General features: G+C 54.1%; 14 protein-coding genes. 4 read left to right on the top strand and 10 right to left on the bottom strand.

Going from position 1 to position 18,104, the window contains the following annotated elements; translation table 11 throughout:
- Nucleotides 1-17: 17 nt before the first annotated feature.
- Nucleotides 18-1,109, top strand: coding sequence for a GDSL-type esterase/lipase family protein (locus tag ABQ298_11405; protein ID MEQ9824982.1), 1,092 nt, complete (start codon nucleotides 18-20; stop codon nucleotides 1,107-1,109).
- Here the strand turns inward: ABQ298_11405 and ABQ298_11400 are convergent.
- The 9 genes from ABQ298_11400 to ABQ298_11360 form a co-directional block, all read right to left on the bottom strand.
- A complete protein-coding gene (locus ABQ298_11400; GenBank protein MEQ9824981.1) occupies nucleotides 1,096-2,898 on the bottom strand; it encodes an ATP-binding protein in 1,803 nt (600 codons plus the stop codon). The two genes, ABQ298_11405 and ABQ298_11400, sit on opposite strands and share 14 nt — an antisense overlap.
- Nucleotides 2,899-2,969: 71 nt before the next feature.
- A complete protein-coding gene (locus tag ABQ298_11395; protein MEQ9824980.1) occupies nucleotides 2,970-3,413 on the bottom strand; it encodes a hypothetical protein in 444 nt (147 codons plus the stop codon).
- Nucleotides 3,414-3,487: 74 nt separating this feature from the next.
- Nucleotides 3,488-4,159: a phosphate signaling complex protein PhoU gene (phoU, locus tag ABQ298_11390; protein ID MEQ9824979.1), complete on the bottom strand. Its 672-nt coding sequence runs from the start codon at nucleotides 4,157-4,159 to the stop codon at nucleotides 3,488-3,490.
- A 177-nt stretch (nucleotides 4,160-4,336) separates the two neighbouring features.
- Nucleotides 4,337-5,959, bottom strand: coding sequence for a hypothetical protein (locus ABQ298_11385; GenBank protein MEQ9824978.1), 1,623 nt, complete (start codon nucleotides 5,957-5,959; stop codon nucleotides 4,337-4,339).
- A gap of 89 nt (nucleotides 5,960-6,048) precedes the next feature.
- Nucleotides 6,049-8,619 carry a DEAD/DEAH box helicase gene (locus ABQ298_11380; protein MEQ9824977.1) on the bottom strand — a complete coding sequence of 857 codons (2,571 nt, stop codon included), beginning with the start codon at nucleotides 8,617-8,619 and terminating at the stop codon, nucleotides 6,049-6,051.
- Nucleotides 8,620-8,816: 197 nt separating this feature from the next.
- Complete coding sequence (locus ABQ298_11375) at nucleotides 8,817-9,041, bottom strand: hypothetical protein (GenBank protein MEQ9824976.1); 225 nt, start codon at nucleotides 9,039-9,041, stop codon at nucleotides 8,817-8,819.
- 108 nt (nucleotides 9,042-9,149) lie between these two features.
- Entirely contained in the window at nucleotides 9,150-10,961 is a 1,812-nt protein-coding gene (locus ABQ298_11370; GenBank protein MEQ9824975.1) for a carbon starvation protein A, read from the bottom strand.
- A gap of 192 nt (nucleotides 10,962-11,153) precedes the next feature.
- Nucleotides 11,154-11,624, bottom strand: a complete 471-nt coding sequence (locus tag ABQ298_11365) for a response regulator (GenBank protein ID MEQ9824974.1) — start codon at nucleotides 11,622-11,624, stop codon at nucleotides 11,154-11,156.
- A gap of 157 nt (nucleotides 11,625-11,781) precedes the next feature.
- The gene (locus ABQ298_11360) at nucleotides 11,782-12,519 is read right to left on the bottom strand and encodes a class I SAM-dependent methyltransferase (GenBank protein MEQ9824973.1); all 738 of its coding nucleotides are present in this window, start codon (nucleotides 12,517-12,519) and stop codon (nucleotides 11,782-11,784) included.
- An 82-nt stretch (nucleotides 12,520-12,601) separates the two neighbouring features.
- Between ABQ298_11360 and rplU the strand changes: the two genes are divergently transcribed.
- A complete protein-coding gene (gene rplU, locus ABQ298_11355) occupies nucleotides 12,602-12,916 on the top strand; it encodes a 50S ribosomal protein L21 (GenBank protein ID MEQ9824972.1) in 315 nt (104 codons plus the stop codon).
- 47 nt (nucleotides 12,917-12,963) lie between these two features.
- Nucleotides 12,964-13,212, top strand: a complete 249-nt coding sequence (gene rpmA, locus ABQ298_11350; protein MEQ9824971.1) for a 50S ribosomal protein L27 — start codon at nucleotides 12,964-12,966, stop codon at nucleotides 13,210-13,212.
- 109 nt (nucleotides 13,213-13,321) lie between these two features.
- Here the strand turns inward: rpmA and glgB are convergent, their stop codons facing one another.
- Nucleotides 13,322-15,553, bottom strand: coding sequence for a 1,4-alpha-glucan branching protein GlgB (gene glgB, locus ABQ298_11345; protein ID MEQ9824970.1), 2,232 nt, complete (start codon nucleotides 15,551-15,553; stop codon nucleotides 13,322-13,324).
- Nucleotides 15,554-15,844: 291 nt separating this feature from the next.
- Here glgB and ABQ298_11340 point away from each other — a divergent pair, with 291 nt between their 5' ends.
- On the top strand, nucleotides 15,845-18,046 hold the full coding sequence (locus ABQ298_11340) for a hypothetical protein (protein ID MEQ9824969.1): 2,202 nt from the start codon (nucleotides 15,845-15,847) through the stop codon (nucleotides 18,044-18,046).
- Nucleotides 18,047-18,104: the final 58 nt, after the last annotated feature.

Raw genomic sequence — 18,104 nt, 5'->3', positions numbered from 1 at the left:
GTCCATCATGGCCACTCATGCGATCCCGGATTTGCTACTGTACCCGTTTCACTCTGACCCTATCGATAGCTTGCCTGTTCACCTCCATCTGCGCGAACGCAGATCCCATCGAAGCGCACCCGTCAATCGCCATCAGCGGTCGAGTGGAGTTCACTCCCGATGGCCATGCCCTGCTCGGGTATTCCGGCACCCGCCTGCGTTTCACCTACACGGGCGGCCCCGTCTCCATTCACCTGCGCTCCCACGGTGAGAGCAATTGGATGCAGTCCTTTATCAACCAGGAGCGACAGGAGAAGCTGAAAGTGGATACACAGTGGATGACGCTTTCCTTTCCTGCAACGGCTGACACAACGCCACAACAGGTTGAGCTGGTCAAGGCCACAGAGGGAGCCGAGGGACTCATTGAGATTGCCAGTATCGAAGCAGCAGATACAGCAGAATTGCTGCCGTGGACAAAACCCGAATTCCGTCGTCTGGAATTCATTGGAGACTCCATCACCTGCGGCTACGGAATTGAAGCAGCGACCGCGAACGCATCATGGCATCCGTCAACCCAAAACTTTTGTGATACCTATGCATGGCACACCGCACATGCCCTCGGAGCAGACTACCTGGTCGTTGCCCGCTCCGGCATTGGCATGGTGCGTAACTACGATGGCCCGTATGAGGGAAGTGATGCTGCCTTGCCCAGCCTCTATTCACGCAGTTTTTTTACCCACCCCGAAGCACTTTGGGATGCTTCGCGCTTCATCCCCGATGTCGTTTGTATCAACCTCGGAACCAATGATTTCAGCACCAGCGGGGTCAACCCTGATCGCTTTGAGGCAGCATACCAGAACTTTGTGGAGCAACTGCTCATGCAATACCCTGAATCAACGCGCATCGTCTGTTTGCTGGGACCGATGCTGAACGACCCAGACGTAAAGGAAGGCTTGATGCGGGTGGTAAAGCGCTGCAACCGCAATCTCGTTTCACCTCGGGTCTTTCACTTTGAACTGTCAGCCCAGGGAGAGCTGGGATATGGAGCCGATTGGCATCCCTCCAAAGCCCAGGCACTTCGCAATGCAAGGGAACTGACTGCCTACTTGCGCGGACTCATGCACTGGTAGGCAGGCAGATTCGAAAAGTCGTTCCCCTGCCCAATTCACTTTCACAGTGAATGGTTCCACCATTGAGTTCGACAAGTTTTTTCACGATGGCGAGTCCCAGTCCGGATGAGCCTTCATTTCCGGTGGGTTTGTTCGAAAGCTTCGCAAAGCGTTGGAAGAGCTTGCCCTGATCCGACTCTGAAATTCCGGGGCCATCATCCACGACGGCAACCTCGATGAATGCTCCCACATTCAACGTGAGATCTACACGGTTTCCGGTCGAACAGAACTTCACGGCATTGGAGATCAAATTCTCCAATGCCTGCCGAAAGGTAAACGGGTCCACATGACACACCAACTTCGAAAAAGTCGGTTCAAACTGTAGGCGGATGCCTTTGGCAACCGCACGGTGTTCGTGCAGGCGAATGACTTCGCGACAGAGTTTGACCAGTTCGGTCGGTTCCTCCTTCAATTCAATATTTCCCTGCTCCAGGCGATCATCTTCCAATATGTTGTGAATGATCTCCCGAGCGCTCGTTGCACTGATTTCAAGAATTTCGAGCAATGATGGAATGTCTGCAAACTGTTTGCAGCATTCATGCATCTGCAACATCTCCACCATCGTGAGAATACCGGCGAGCGGATTCTTCAGATCATGCGCGGCAAGTCCCATCAGTTCCCGACGTTCGTCGAGCAATCGCGCCAACCGTTGATTGGCAACCGCCAGTTCTTCATTTTTCTCAAGCACCACATCATGCCGCACCCGATCACAGTGCAGGTCTGTGAGCAGATGCAGGTGTTCCACGCGCCGCCGACTCACGTCGGATTCGATGGCCTGACTCAGCTCATGGTAGCGCTTGAAATGATGCAGAGCGCCAGCGGGATCGCCCTGTCGCTCATATTCGCCACTCAAGGCCTGGTGTGCCTTTTGCTGCAGCATGAGGTTTTGCTGCGACTCTGCAATCGCCAGTGCCTCGCGGAAGAGGATGAGCGAAGAATCCGTGGAAGCCAGCTCCACTGTGGTTACCGACAACAACTGTCCCTTGTACAGCATTACCTCCGCCGCATAGCCTTGCTCCCCGAGTTTAAGAAATCCATCAATGCCTTCATCAAACAGCTGCAGGGCTTCCTCTGGCATCCGGTACTGCTGCCAGAGTCGACCCAGTTCGGCCTTGGCATTTGCGATTCCCTGGGGATCTTCATGACGCTCACTCATGCGCAGCGCCCGATTGAGATGCAGGTCGGCCTCCCCCCAGTGTTCCATGTCCATGCAGAGAATGCCCAGCGAGACCAGGATCTGGCAATGCAGTCCTGTCATGTCACCGATCTCATCACACAGGTCTGACGCCCGAATGTAGTTGTTCCGGGCCTGTTCAAACAAACGAAGTTCGCTCTGGCACCAGGCCAGATTGTAAAGGAGGTGCGGAATCTTGCGCAGGGCACCGTGTTCGGGCAGTCTTTCGAGAGCGGCCTCCAGAAAGGTGGAGGTGGTGTGAAAGTCCCCCTGATTGAGGAACAGGCTGGACAGGCAAATATTGGCATCGGCAATGATCTCCTTGTCCAGCGTACTCTCTTTCGCCAAGACATCACGGTAGAGCGGAATCGCCCGGGAAACCCTACCGCAGGCCACATAGGCATTGCCTACATGCAACTGGAGTCGGGCATGAAGCGGGTCGGATGGATCGCCGTGGTTGCGCAGGGCACGTTCGCCAATTTCGATGGTTTGATGGGCGTGTTTGCGCTGGTTGTCCCGACAAAACTCGACGACCGCCTGAAACGAATCATTTGAGCTTGCATCCGGGTGCACCATATTGGCTCCATCTTTTCCCTCGAACGTATCGACGCAACTTCAAATCCTCGGTGATCCCATCCGGCACTCACTCATTGCGGCTGCACAACGATCTTGGGATCCCAGGAGTAGAGTCCGCATTCGTTCACCGAGAAGGTAAAAGTGTATTGCTCAGAACCCGCATTGACCACTTCAGTTGTCCAGCAACCATTTGCAAAGTAAGGCTGCTCGATGACCTGAGTGCTGCTCTCGCAGTCAAAGTGAATCAACTCCACCTGGTCCCGTGCATTGACTGCAACGGATCGCCAGCGGATGAAGTCCCCGACGTTGGCGACAATTGTCAGTTCAGGGCTTCCTTCATGATGATCACCCGGGTGATCGCTGACGAGATAGACACGATTTCCTCCGTTTACGAGATTCGCAGTGTCGACGATAATGAGAACATTGATGATGTTTGCCATGAGTAGAATGTAGTTATAATTGCAGGCCCCCAGAAATGAGCCTGCCGTCAACTCGACCATCGACCCAGATTTCATTCACTCAAGCACTCGTTTTGACAAAACTGCTATCGCACCGCACCAGAAACAAATGCCTGCGGTGATTACGGGCGTCACAAAACCACGCTGGAAACGTGGCGGTAATCGGTCCCTTCCTGCGTCAGAGGTTCCATCAATCGCGCAACCTTTGAGACGTGATCGGCCACCCGCTCGATCGTTTTGGAAATATGGGATAATTCAAACAACACCGCTGCTCGGAACGGATCCTGTCGTGCCTGCTCAACAAAACCCTTTAAATTTTTTTCATTGCGCAGATCCACTTCACGATCCATGCCACACACGCGATCAATTTCCTCACGGTCGGCCTGCAGAATCATGGATTTCGTACACTCCAGCATCTCCAGTGTAATCGCCGCCATTTCCTCAATATCGAGCAGATCCACTTCAAGACGACCTTCGGACAAGATGCGCTTGCTGCGACGAGCAACACTTCGCGCACTGTCACCGATGCGTTCGAAGCGGCCAGCCGCTTTGAGGGCCGCCATCACCATGCGCAAATCACTGGCCACCGGAGAGCGCAAGGAGATATAGCGCACTGCTTCAGACTCAATATCCTGCTCGAGTCGATCAATCTCCAAATCCATTTCGATCGCCTGTTCACAATCGACAATGCGCTCGCTGAGCAAACCGCGCAGCGCCGTCTTAAACGCATCTGTCGTGCGTTCCCCCATCAGGATCAAACGAGAGCGCAGGTTTTCCTTTTCGGTATAAAAATGCCGGTTCATGGTGAACAAACGGAGCATCGAACGCTGGAGGAGCGCCCTTCGATTCCCCAAAAATCACTTTCACCATGCCTCAAGTGCAACAGAACTCAAATCCTGAACTGTCAAATTTTCGTCGCATCATGACAAATCCGTCACATTCCCGCCATTGCCCGCAGCTTGATCCCTTGTGCGAAGGACTCAAGGTTGCGCAAGGGATTCACTCGCATCAGGTATCGCCAACGAAAACTGAAGTCCGTCCATCACCCAAAACTGCGGAAACATCAGTGGACTGCTGAAATACAATAAGCCAACTTCGTCGCGAAACCAAACTCTGCCCTCAAACTCACCATGATATTCCACCTTCCCAAGCAGCTCATGCTCAATCCACGGCCACGATGTCCCCACCCGAAATCGTCCGAACCATGCGATGGCTTCCGCAGTTTCCGGTGATTGTTCGAGTCCTCGAATCGTTACCCATCCCATCTCGGGCAGGTGTTGGTAGCCCCCGTTTCGTTTCAAAACCGGACCCCAATACGGCACATCGGAAGGAACATAGAGCGAGGCAGGGGTTGACTCCGCCCCTGGGAGTGCAAACTGACGAACGGCCGGTACTTGTTCGCTCCATGGGAAATGCTCAAACTCCCGCGTCCAATGTTTTGCTTTGCGCATTCCGATCAGGAGCACCCCAAACTGCAACAGCCACAACCCCCAAACGAACCGAATCCGCCAACCAGGCACAGCTGTCGCCCATTTGTAAATCAGGCTCCAAACCAACACCAACAGCAGCAGCGAAGGAGCTGTCAGGTAACGAATGTGTCGCGGCAATACTGCTTGAGCAGTCTCAGCCACATAAAGCGAGCGCAGCAAGCTCAATGCCAGCATGAGGATCGCTGCCATGCCCCACATCACCTCGACCCCAGGCAAGCCCAAACCAGAACCCGCTCGGCACCTCAATCGCCAGACCATGCCCATCAGAAAACACCCCACCCCCACACCAAGTGCATCCAGCACATGTGGTGAGAGCGCTCCCAATGCCTGCGCCAGCGGTTCTCCAATTAGGGTACTTCCCAGCCAGCCACGCACCATGATAACCCTGGTCGCCAGAACCAATTCACCCGGAGAGGCATGCGCCACGCGAGACGGCTCATCCACCCGCATCCACGCCATAAAGGCCAGCGCACATGCGATGTGGAGCAGTGTGAATCCACACCACCACCGATGGCGACGGTTCAGCGGGCGAAAGAAGCGCCACACCAGCAACGGCACCAGCGCAACTGTTGACGGACTGGACCAAGCGGCCAGTACCGATAATCCTGCTGTCATCATCCCCGCACTTTTCCCCGCAGGGAGAGGTGCCAGCGCAAACAATGCCAATGCAAAGCTCAAATACCAATGCAGTCCCAATACAAGACTGAGATTTTCCGCATGATGGCAGACGGCAAGCAGGAGCACGATGGCCGCCCGATGGCCATCTGATGCAAGGTGACAGCGAAAAACCGGTAAATACCACAGGGTCAGCAACAGGGCGGAACACAGCCCTGCTACGACCGCATAGGCCGTGGGTTGCACTGCAAAGTCCAACCCACCTGCCAGCTCCGCAATCAGTCGCGGAAGCAGGTGGAAATACCCTGCATAGGGCTTAAACAACACCAATGGAAATGACTCGTTGAACGCATCTGCAAAAAAGACCCACCCGTCCTCTGCCACAAAATTGCCCGCTGCATAGAGTCCGGGCAGACGGAACCAAATCAACAAAAAGCATAGTAGGCCCAAACCAGCGTGGCTCCAGCGGGAATAGGAAGCAGTGGATTGTTTCAGCATGGTTTGAAGGACGAACAATGCCCACTCATCGATCTGGAGAATGCGGGCTGATTTGTTGAAAAAAGATCAGGAAACAAGCAACCGTGAGATCAGTTTTGCAGTGCGACAAGCTCCTTCAGCGCGTTGAGGTGCTCCCGGTGCTCACTGACATCCTTGAGATCCTCAATGAGCGTGCGAAACATCTCCCGTTTTTCCCGCTGCAACTGCTGCACTCGCTCCTCAATCGTTCCCGTCGTGATCACACGATAGACGAAGACCGGATTTTCCTGGCCGAGACGGTGCACCCGATCAATCGCCTGTGCTTCCACCGACGGATTCCACCACGGGTCGAGCAAAAAGACATAGTCTGCAGCATGCAGCGTGATTCCCGTACCGCCCGCCTTCAAACTGACCAGAATGGTTGCCGGATTCGCCGAGTTCTGGAAACCCTCGACTGGTTTCGCACGATCCACCGTCTTACCAGTCAATACAAACAGATTCAGTGCGGGAAATTCCCGTTCCAACACCGTCTTGAGTCGGTCAATCAATCCAACGAACTGACTGAAAATCACGACCTTGTGGCCCGCATCGTAGATGTCGGCAAGTTTTTCAACCAGCAACTGAATCTTGGCGCTTTTGGAAGGATCCACATCCATCCACGGAAGCAGGCCCGGATCACAGCAGACCTGGCGCAAGCGGGTGAGCAGCGCAAAAAAGCTGAACGACCGCTTCTGCAGGGTATCAAGCGCATCATCAGTGGAGATGCGCTTGAGTCCCTCCTGTACCAGACGCGTGTATTCCTTCTTCTGCACATCAGACATGCTGCAGTTGAGCTGCATCTCATTTTTGTCGGGCAACTCAGCGATCACTTCTTCCTTCGTGCGACGCAGGATGAAGGGCGCAAGCTGGTTGCGCAATCGCATGGAAAAACCCTCCCCTCCTCCTTCCACCATGCTATCAAAGCGGGTACGGTTGCCCAGCAATCCGGGCATCAAAAAGTAAAAAATCGACCAGATATCCTTGTAGTGATTCTCGATCGGGGTGCCCGTCACCGCAAGGCGGTACTGGCAGCGCATTGCAAAACACGCACGGGATACTTTGGTGTCGGGATTTTTGATCACCTGGGCCTCATCGAGCACACAGCAGCGAAATTGCGTTTCCCGAAACAGTTCCACATTGCGACGCAGTTGAGTGTAGCTGCAGATCACCAGATCAAATTCCGAAAGGTTCGCCTCCGCAATCGAACGCTGCCCGGTCACTTGAAGGATATTCAACTCCGGAAAAAAGCGCTGCACTTCCGATTTCCACACCGGAATCACGCTGGCGGGACAAAACACAATGCTCGGTTGTGAGCATGCCTTTTTCAATTCCGCCAGCAAGCCCAGCACCTGCACCGTTTTTCCCAGACCCATTTCATCGGCGAGCAGGCAATGGCAACCCGACTCCAGCACGTGTTTCATCCATGCTACGCCTTTGTGCTGGTAGTCCCGGAAGAACCCGCCATTCACATCCACTGGTCGCGGTGCCGCAAAGAGTTTTTTCCTCCAGTGCAGCAACCCCCTGGAAAGTTTGAGGTTGTAGCCTCCCTCCCCAAAGAGTGAAAGAATCATATAGCGCTCAACCCGCTGTCGGGAAGCTTCCTTGCGAAACTCCGACCATCGGTCCAACAGGTTGACCTGGGAATCTGTCAGCTGCACAATGCCGCGATTGGGCAAATAGACGGGTTGACCGCGACGGCTGTTGAGCACCTCGGATTCCTGTCGGGTAAAGACCCGTCCCCCACTTTTATAGTTCCAGTCGATCTCAAAACGCTGCTGGTCGCCTTCGAGAAATTCCTCGACCGTAGCGTCCACCTCAACCGGTTGAATGCCCTGCATGAGACGCTTGACCTCCGTTTCGCGCACGATGGTAAAATGCGCCTTCCACTTGGGCAGGACATGGCTGAGAAACGGGATAAACCGCCCAATGTCGGGCATCATGAAACACCGTGTCTCCTTGTCGAGCGTGAAGCCCGCCTTTCGCGCCATCGTAGCCAGTCGAATCAGGGATTCACTCTCCAGTTCACTCAACACCGGACTGGCATCCTCTCCGATGGAAAGCGCGGGTTCCTGCACGCCATCCGGGTTCATCCAGCACGCATCAAAGCCAAGTCCATCCTCAGATCCGCGGAAGGTCAGCACCAGCGGTCGATTGCGCTGGGGTAATTCAACCTCCACTGTAGCAGGTTCTTCCTGGCTCTTTCCAGATGGGATCGACTCCGCATCCTCAATCGACTCAAAATCTTCGGCCTCGAGTTCGATTTCCCCATCATCCTCCCTGTCTTCGCCAAACAGATCGATGGGCATTTCGCTGATCAGATCCCCGATGAGTTCTTCGATCTGATAAATTCCGGCAACGGCAATGGACTCAGGTCTACCTCTTTTTTTGCTGGACGAACGTACCTGGGGACCCTGCCGACTCCAAGTGATCACCGAATAATACGCTTTGTCCCCGATTTCACAATGCACAATGGCATCCTCAGCACTCAATTCGATTTCACGAATACCATTGCCCAGATAAATTTCCCGCCCCTTCTTCAGTTGTTCCTGCGAAAAATAACCCTCCCAGTCCTTCGTCAGGTGGCGAAACCAGGCTTCAACCGAAGATTTGCTATAGTAGTGTTTTACGGGTGCGAGGCTCATCAATGGGATCAACGTTATACGAATACGCCGAGCTTAACCCTTCGCAATCCCCACCGAAAAGTAAATCAAAATCGCCGCTGTTTGCTGCTCCGGATTGTCCGTGCAGATTACCCGCACAGGAGCGAGGAAATCCGACGCGAACAGCTACCCAAATGTCAGTCTGAGCGTCGCTTTGGCATCACATGCTTTGCGTGAGTTCAGCTTCCGCCATAATAACTCTCCAGGGTAGCAAGGTGCCCCTGAATCACGCGGGTTACAGTTCCCGCAGGCAATGACCCTTTATGCAATTCATACACGGCCACCAGCAGAGCCAACTCCATGTCTACAGGGTTGGCATTGGTCGCTTTCATCTGCGAAAGCCACTCCAGTGCTTTTGCTTCTGCTTCCTTGTACCTCTTGAAATCTTCTTCGCTTCTTTTCATCGTCCCACATAAAGGATCATCTTGCCTGTTTTGCAATCCTGCCACCCGTTCAAACACCCTAATGGACTTTGCTGATCCTCCATTGCGAGTGGCAACCGAGTCTCTCGATCAGCTGTCAGCCGGGGTTTCCAGGACACCGTTGCTCGATTTCCATGCCAGCAAGGCCTCTATGATCATCCAGAGTTCAAGCAACACTGTCGCCACTCCAATGCCAACCAGGTGCCATTGTCCCGTAGCAATCCAGCCGGAGGGTTGCGTCAGCTCAATCAGCATCGCCGAAGCGGGTAGGATCAACATGAAAACCGTTGGCAGCAGCACAAAACCGATGGGCAACTGCCGACGACGGAGCCAGAACAGAATGACAAGAAAAGCCAACCCGCCCAGCAACTGGTTGGTCGCACCAAACAGGGGCCACAAAATCAATCCGCCGGAACCCGCAGACGCCCACGTCCATTCCCTTCCTGGCAGGGGAAGTGCCGCAATCAGCCCCGCAATTCCAATGGCAAACAGCGTCGCCGCATGCTTGCCCTGTAACAGACGAATCCCAGAGGTGCGGGCAAGCTCCTGAGTCACATAACGCTGCAGACGGCAGGCAGAGTCCAGAGTGGTTGCAGCAAACGAGGCCACAAACACCCCCATGAGCGCAACCGCCATGGCAGGACCGATGCCAACCACTTTCAACAAATTGGCTGCACCGTCCACAAACGCACTGACTTTTGCACCCAGTCCATTCAATCCACTCCAGGTCGCATAACGAGCCTGATATGCATCGGCTCCCGTCATGATCGAGGAATTCGCATCACCCGCAATCGCGTGAGCACCGAGTCCGATGCCCGCCGTACAGGCAAGAATCACCAGGGTTGCGAGAAATCCTTCAGTCAACATGGACCCATAGCCCACCATCTGCGCGTCTTTTTCATTGCGCAGCTGTTTCGACGAAGTTCCGGATGAAACCAGGCAGTGAAACCCGGAAATCGCTCCGCATGCAACCGTCACAAAGAGAAATGGAAAGATCGCGGGTGCTCCTTCAACTGACAGCCGAAAGGCCGGTGCTGCCAATTCGAGTGCTGGGCGCACTCCACCTTGCTCCACCGGTACACCTCCCACAAACGCAGCAACACACAGTCCTATCAGCACGAGCGCAAGCGAACTCAGTAACTGCAGGCTGTTGATGTAGTCGCGTGGTTGCAGAAGTGCCCATACCGGAAGCACCGATGCCACGTAGGAATAGATCAGAAGCACCATTACCCACGTGATTGTGCTCCACTGGGCAAGGGTTTGGTTGAAAGTTCCCAGCCACCCTGCATCCCCATAATAAACACTCGCATACATCAGCGCCAGGGCCACAACGCTCGGAATCAGCAGGCCAACGCCTTTCCGGTGCAGGAAAAGTCCAATCATGACCGCCAGTGGGATTTGCACAAGACAGGGGAAAATCGCAGAGGGGAACGTTCGAAACACCGCCGCAATCACCAATCCAAAAATGGCCAGGACAATCGTCAGTGCCAGGAAGAGGATGCCCAGAAACAGAAACCGCGCCCTGGGTGCGAGCACCCGCCCTGCGATGTCGCCGATCGTCTGCCCTCGGTTGCGAAGGGAGATCACCAGTGAGCCAAAATCATGCACCGCCCCAATCAAGATGGAGCCGAACAAAACCCACAAAAGGGCTGGCACCCACCCCCAGATTACCGCGAGTGCCGGTCCTACAATCGGCCCCGTTCCAGCAATCGAGGTGAAGTGATGCCCAAACACCACCTGTCTCGGAGTTGGCACGTAGTCATTTCCATCCTCCAGCGCATAGGCAGGAGTTTCCGCCAATGCATCCAGGCGGAAAATCTTTCGTGCCAGCCAGCGACCATAGGTGTGGTAGGCGACAAGATACAAAATCAACGCGGCAAGGGCAATCAACAGAACATTCATGGAGCAGGGGTAACGCTTCGTGCGTCTGATCGCGGTTTCACGGATTCGGAACTCGGGTTCATGCACACCCGCATTTCAATAACGAGGCTTTCCCTAGTGATTCCCACGCCAAAGACAACCGTATTTTCCGGAAGGTAGACTTCCTCCAGTCGGCAACGCCGTGCGTTGTCCGTTCACCGGAATCTTCCGAAATCAGCCCAATCCCGCTGGTACCAGTGCAGAACCGATTTGCATGGAATTCCATGAATACGCACGATGCTCACGGACCACAACCTGTCCGAGCAAACTCCGCAAATCCTCCAGTCGCATCGGTTTGGCCAGAAAATAGTCCATCCCCACTTCCCGATAGCATCGCAAATCCGCCTGAGAGGTTGCACCGGAAAGCCCTGCAATGACAGGTTGCTTCCATACAGGCATGCACTGTCGGATCTCACGTGTGGCATCCACCCCGGACATGACTGGCATCAAGTGGTCCATGATCACCAAATCATAGTCTTTCGATTGCACGCATTGAACCGCTTCCTTTCCATTGACCGCACGATCAGGAGTCGCACCTGTCAGGCACTCGAGCATCACTTCGATCAGCGCATAACTCAACCCGCTGTCCTCTACGACCAGAACGCGTAATGCTTCAAACTGCGGTTCATTCTTTCGCTCCAACATGGGGTTCCTTTCGTTCACCCGGTTCCTGAAGGGTCGGAAATTCTTTCCCTCAACCTACTCATTCAAGCCCGGATACCCTCTACCAAGCAAGCTCGGTACCAACTCAGTTGTCCATCGAACGAAAGTGGCGTAATTTTACTCAATTCTCGAAAAACCCTTACGATTTTCGCGTGACAACCCACATCAGGCACTCATCAGAAAATTCGCGAGTTGCCTGATCCTCCACCGCAATCATGGAGCGCTTCTCGCACGACAACAGTCGAAAGCCTGCACGGTCCAGCTGACTGCTGATTTCCTCCCGAATGGGAATGTGGATGTACATCTCCCCCCATCTGGTTTCTCCAATGCAATCTCCAAACTCATCATAGGCAGCAGGTTGCCGACCCGCTTCCCACATCTTGCGATCCTTTTTCCACTGCTTGCGCCGCTTCGGATTGGAACGATCATGAGTCGTAAAAAAGAAGTGCGAGCCAGGGCGGATCACCCGCGCAACCTCACGCATCGCCTGCAGGCGTCGCGACGAATGCGGAATCTGCATCAATCCATTGAATCCAAAGATGGCCCCGTCAAAGCTCGCATCTTCAAACGGCAGGTTGCAGGCGTCGGCCACCTGAAAGCCCAGTTCGATCCGACGCTCCTGTGCAATGCGCTTCGCCATATCGATCATGCCCGCAGAATAGTCTGTAGGCATGATCGAACGGTAACCCAAATCCACCAGTCCGAATGTGATGCGACCCGCACCACAGCCGAGTTCAAGCAGGTGTTGGTCGGGACGAAACAGACGGGTGAGCAAAAACTCCTCGCTTTTCCATAAACCAACCCGATGCACCGCTGCAGCATAGTGCAGTACCACATCTTCTTTCTCGTAAAACGCTCGCACCGTTTCGGGTTCCATGCCTCGGCTCCAATGATTTTCCGGGTTCCGTTCGAATATTTCTTGCAATGCAATTCAATTTCGCTTTGATCGATTCTTTTCCATGAAAGCCACAATCAAAACACAGGGACGACAATTCACAGTCCAAAAGGACGATGTGATCAAGGTTAATCAGTTCTCGGACGCGAATCCCGGAGATTCCATCGAGATCACTGACGTTCTGATGGTGGGCGAAGGAGACTCAGTGAAATTTGGAACCCCCTTCGTGAAGGGAGCATCCGTCAAGGCGACCGTGATCGAACAGAAAAAAGACGACAAAATCATTATCTTTAAAAAGAAACGTCGTCAGGGTTACAAGCGCCGCCGCGGACACCGCCAGTCCATCGCCCTGATCAAGATCGAAGAAATCGTCGCCTGACCAGGCGAGTTGCGCCCTTATCATTCACCTAAACCCACGAATTTGCCATGGCACATAAAAAAGGACAGGGAACTTCAAAGAACGGAAGAGACAGCAATCCCAAAATGTTGGGAGTCAAGAAGTACGGCGGCGAAGCCGTCATCGCGGGCAACATCATTGTTCGCCAGCGTGGCACCCGTTTCCACCCCGGCCAGAATGTCGGTATCGGACGCGATCACACGTTGTTTGCACTGTCCGACGGACAGGTCGCATTTGACAAGGTTCACCGCCGCGTGAATGTGGTTCCCGTTGCCTGAGGCAGCGCGGAGCTGATGTGACGGATCTTCTACACGACCCCACATCCATATTTTCCAGGCCGGACTCGCCCGTCGAGTTCCGGCTTTTTTTTGTGGAAGAATCCAAGGGTCAGTCCGTCAATGCCTTCTTGCCTTCAAACTGAAACACGAGTGTGGTCAAACCCGGAAGAAACACCTCGGCAGAACAGGTCTGGTTATCCCACTCGCGCTTGATCGCGTGAATGCGGCCCATGTTGCCCTGATCCCAGCCTCCATAAACGGATGCATCCGTATTGACCACTTCCTTCCAGCTCCCTTCAAAGGGCAAACCGAGCCGATAGTGGCTGCGACCCACCGGAGTTGCATTGATGACCACGGCAAAGGTCTGCTCCGGCGCATCCCCGAAGCGTAGAAAGGAAACCACACCGTTCTCAGCGTCGTGACAATTGATCCAGCTGAACGTCATCGAATCGTGGTCACCCCGCGCCAACCAGGGATGCGTGCCATACCACTGGTTCAAATCCCGCAACAGGCACGTGATGCCTTCATGGTCCTTGTACTGAAGCAAGTGCCAGTCGAGACTGGAGTCGTAGTGCCACTCTGCCATCTGGCCAAACTCCGACCCCATGAAGAGTGTTTTCTTGCCTGGCCAGGCCCACATGAAAGCATAGAGTGCGCGCAGGTTTCGGGCTTTCTCCGAAATCGAACCTGCAGCCATCTTGCCCATCATCGAGCCTTTGCCGTGCACGACTTCGTCATGGGAATACACCAATACAAAATGCTCAGAGTAGTTGTACACCATGCCGAAGGTCAGGTCGTCATGGTTCCAACGTCGGTAGATTGGATCTTTCTGAAAGTAACGCAGGGTATCGTGCATCCACCCCATGTTCCACTTGAAGTCAAACCCAAGTCCACCGACTGCTGTCGGATGTGAAACACCGCCAAACGCAGTCGACTCCTCCGCAATCGTGATGGCACCAGGGAAATCCTCATGGATAGCGTCATTGACGATGCGCAAAAACTCGATCGCCTCAATGTTCTCCCGTCCACCGTATCGATTGGGAATCCACTCTCCATCCTTGCGGGAATAGTCGAGGTACAGCATGGACGCCACAGCATCCACACGCAGGCCGTCAATATGGTAACGATCCATCCAATGAATCGCACTTCCGATCAGGAATGATCGCACTTCGTTGCGACCAAAATTGAAGATCAGGGTGCCCCAGTCCTGGTGTTGTCCCTGTCGCGGATCCGAGTGCTCATAGAGATGGGATCCGTCAAACTCCGCCAGCGCAAAACTGTCCTTGGGAAAATGGCCCGGCACCCAGTCCATGATCACACCAATTCCATTCTGGTGCAATACGTCAACCAGGTACATGAAGTCCTTGGGTTCGCCAAAGCGATTGGTCGGAGCAAAAAATCCCGTAACCTGATAGCCCCACGACGCAGCAAACGGATGCTCTGCCAATGGCATGAACTCAACGTGAGTGAAATGATTGTTTTTTACGTATTCAACGAGTTCATGAGCGGCCTCACGATACGTCAGGGAGCGATTGGCATCCTCCACAATGCGTCTCCACGAAGCCAGGTGCACTTCATAGATCGAGATCGGCTCCTTACGCCAATCCTTTGAGGCACGTTTTTTCAACCATTGTTCATCATGCCACTCATACCCTTCGGTATCATACACAATCGAGGAATTGTGCGGAGGGGATTCGTAATAACTCGCAAATGGATCACTCTTCAAGAGCAGTTGATGATCTTTGCCAACAATTTCATACTTGTAGTAGCACCCCTGCACCAGCCCCGGAATGAAAATCTCCCAGATACCGCTCGACCCCAAAACGCGCATCGGGTGATAGCGTCCGTCCCACTGATTAAAGTCGCCCACAACTGAAACCCGTTTGGCGCTGGGTGCCCAAACTGCAAAGCTGACTCCCCGCACCCCATCGATTTCCCGGACATGGGAACCCAGTTTCTGGTAGGGTTTGCGGTCTGTGCCTTCGCAGAAATAATAGACCCCTTTTTCATCAATGCTCGGAAGAAAGGAATAGGGATCCCAGAACTGTCGAATCTCGTCATTGTACTGCTCTATTCGCAAGCGGTAGCGAAACAGTTTCCGGTTCGGGATCACCACTTCAAAAAGCCCCTCATCCGCCAGGCGATCCATGGCATAGCGTCGATTCGCCTCTGTGGTAACATCCACGACTTCACAGCTATGTGCATTCTTGATGAACGCTCTGACAACGACACCCTTGCCATTGGACAGTGGGTGCATGCCCAGCACTGCGTGGGGTTCATGGTGGCGACCTTCGAGGATGCGGTTGAAATCGGACTTGCTTAGTTTCACGGTGGTTTCCATGGATGGATAGGGACGCACAAACGTCGAAATGATTATCGCTAAGCTACTCCCGAAGTCCAGAAAATCCACCGACGCAGGCACTTTAGCAACGTTCTGTCCGCAGATTCCAAGGATTGTATGCAAGCGTTTTGCCGCAGAATGGAGCAGTTGCCAAAGTATATCGGTTTCGGGTTCGCAACAATTGCCTCCGGCGCGATATTCCACTTGTCGCTGGCTGTGGAATTCCTGTAATGAAGGCCAGTGCATCTCTACCGCTCCATTTCCCTGCTCTTCTTGTTGGGTGTTACCTCCATGTCCGGAAATGCCAACGAGCCGAAACCGGTACGCATTACCAACAGTGGTCCCATTCAAATCGATCAGGCCAGTCAATCGGTAACGATCAGTGAACAGGTTGAAATTCATCTTCAACCATTCTACCTGAAAGCCGATCAACTGCGCTGGACTCGAAACACGGATCGACTGCAACTGCTCGGAAATGTCAGATTGCTGGCCGACCCGGGAGAGCTGGAACCTGACCAATCGCTTCCTTCCTTTCTCGGTAGCGCAGGCTCGCTTCCTTCGGATGAACCCATCGAGTTTCTTCGCACCGAAACACTGCTCATGGACACCACCAACCGCTCCATTCTTGCGGAGCAGACGGCCCAAATCCAAGCCGGTCAGGCGCGAATCGTCGGAGAGGAGTTTCACATCGACATCGACTCCAATCGCTTCAGTGCACAATCCTACCGGGCTGGTTTCAACAATCTCTTTCTCGAAGGCGAGTCCCTGCAGGTGGAGGGTCCCGATTTGGTTGCCCCAAATGCGCATTTTTTCTGGGGCGAACCCGACTCCTTTTCCTTTCAGGGCAACGCGCGCTCTGTGGAAAAACAAGGGAACGACGCCGTCATCCTTCGCGGCGTCACTTTACAACTCGGCGCAGTTCCCTTCTTTTACTGGCCCTACTACCGCCACTCACTGGAACGATCCCGCTTCAGCATGACGGGAACAGCGGGTTACAGCGGAGACCTTGGCACCTACGCCGAAATCCGCCCGATCTTCCTTGCAACCGAACATTCCCGCTGGTTTGCAGACGTTCAAGGCTTCAGTAAACGAGGTTGGCTTGTGGGTCCTGGATTTGACATCGAACAGCAGTGGTCGACCGGACACTACCTGAAAACCCACCTGCAAAGCGGATTCATTCACGATCAGGGCGAGTTGGGCACTGATACACTCGGCCAAGCGATTGACCGATCACGGGATTTTGTCGATTTGTCCCTCATTCACCGCTACGCATCCTCCTTTCAGCTGATCAGCCGCGTGGAGAGTTGGTCCGATTCGGAAGTCGTCCGCGATTTCGCACCCGGCCAATTTCGTGCGGTCCAGCAACCTGAAAGTTTTGTGGAAGCCCACGGTATCTGGGGACCCCTGATCGCGAGCGTCACAACGCGATTCCGCCATGAATCCTTTGAAACCGTCGTCGAACGCCGTCCCGAACTCGCACTCACTCTTCTGCCATCACCCCTTGCCGATCATCGACTTTACCACTCTGGCCAAGTTGCGACTGTGCACCTTCGTGAACAGAGTCCGGACGGTGGAATCGAACGGGAGCACACCCGCGCCCGGGCCTACTATCAACTCTGGTACCCCGTTGCCCTGCGTCACTGGCTCGACTTACTCCCCCAGGCAACGGCACAGCACCTGAGTTATCGAGACATTGCCGGTTTGCATGAAAATCTTGAGCGCACCCAGTTTGAACTGGGCTTTAACCTCACCGCACATGCATTTGCGGACTGGTCGATCCATCGTGAGGTTTGGAATCTGCAGTCCCTGCGCCACCTGCTTCAACCGACCCTGCAGTACCGCTACCTCAAATCCGAAGGAAACGAAGCGGATCTGCCCCTGCCCATCGAACAGCGTCTCTACGGAACTGGCATCCCTGATCTCGATCTGAGCGCAAGCACCTCTCTGGATACGATGCAGAGCGGCTCCCTGATCAGATTCGGTGTGCTCAATGCACTCGTCGCGCGCCGTCTCGACGGCAAACAGGATAAATGGATCGATCTCAATCTCTTCCACGATACCTTTCTCCCCGATGCCAGCCAGCTCGACACGGAGCATACATTTGCACTGCACGCCAGGCTGCGACCCGCACATTGGCTACACCTGGACATCCAGGCACGGGCGGACACCGACGATCTAGCCATGCGAGATCTGTTTGCGCGCATCCAACTCATCGATGGTGACATCTGGGATCTCGACCTCGCTACCCAGTTTGTGAGCAATCAACTACAGCAGTATTTGCTGGGATTTCGCTACAAACTGAGAGAAGACCTGCGCGTCCTCATGAATCTGGGTTATGACGAACGCGGCTCCCGTTTCTACGAACAGTCCTATGGGCTGCAGTATGCAATTTCCAACTCGTGGGACCTGCAACTCAGCGTCAACCTGCGCCAGGGATCGAGTCGTAACAACCGCACCCGTTTTGAGGTCAGAATACGGACTACCCGCTTCTAGCACTGCCTCTTCTCCATGCAAAAGCCTTGAAATCCACTCATAATTCCCCGAAGGTGGA

It is taken from the genome of Puniceicoccaceae bacterium, assembly GCA_040224245.1.
GTDB lineage: Bacteria > Verrucomicrobiota > Verrucomicrobiia > Opitutales > JAFGAQ01 > JAKSBQ01.
This window is presented reverse-complemented; position numbering and strand designations above follow the sequence as displayed.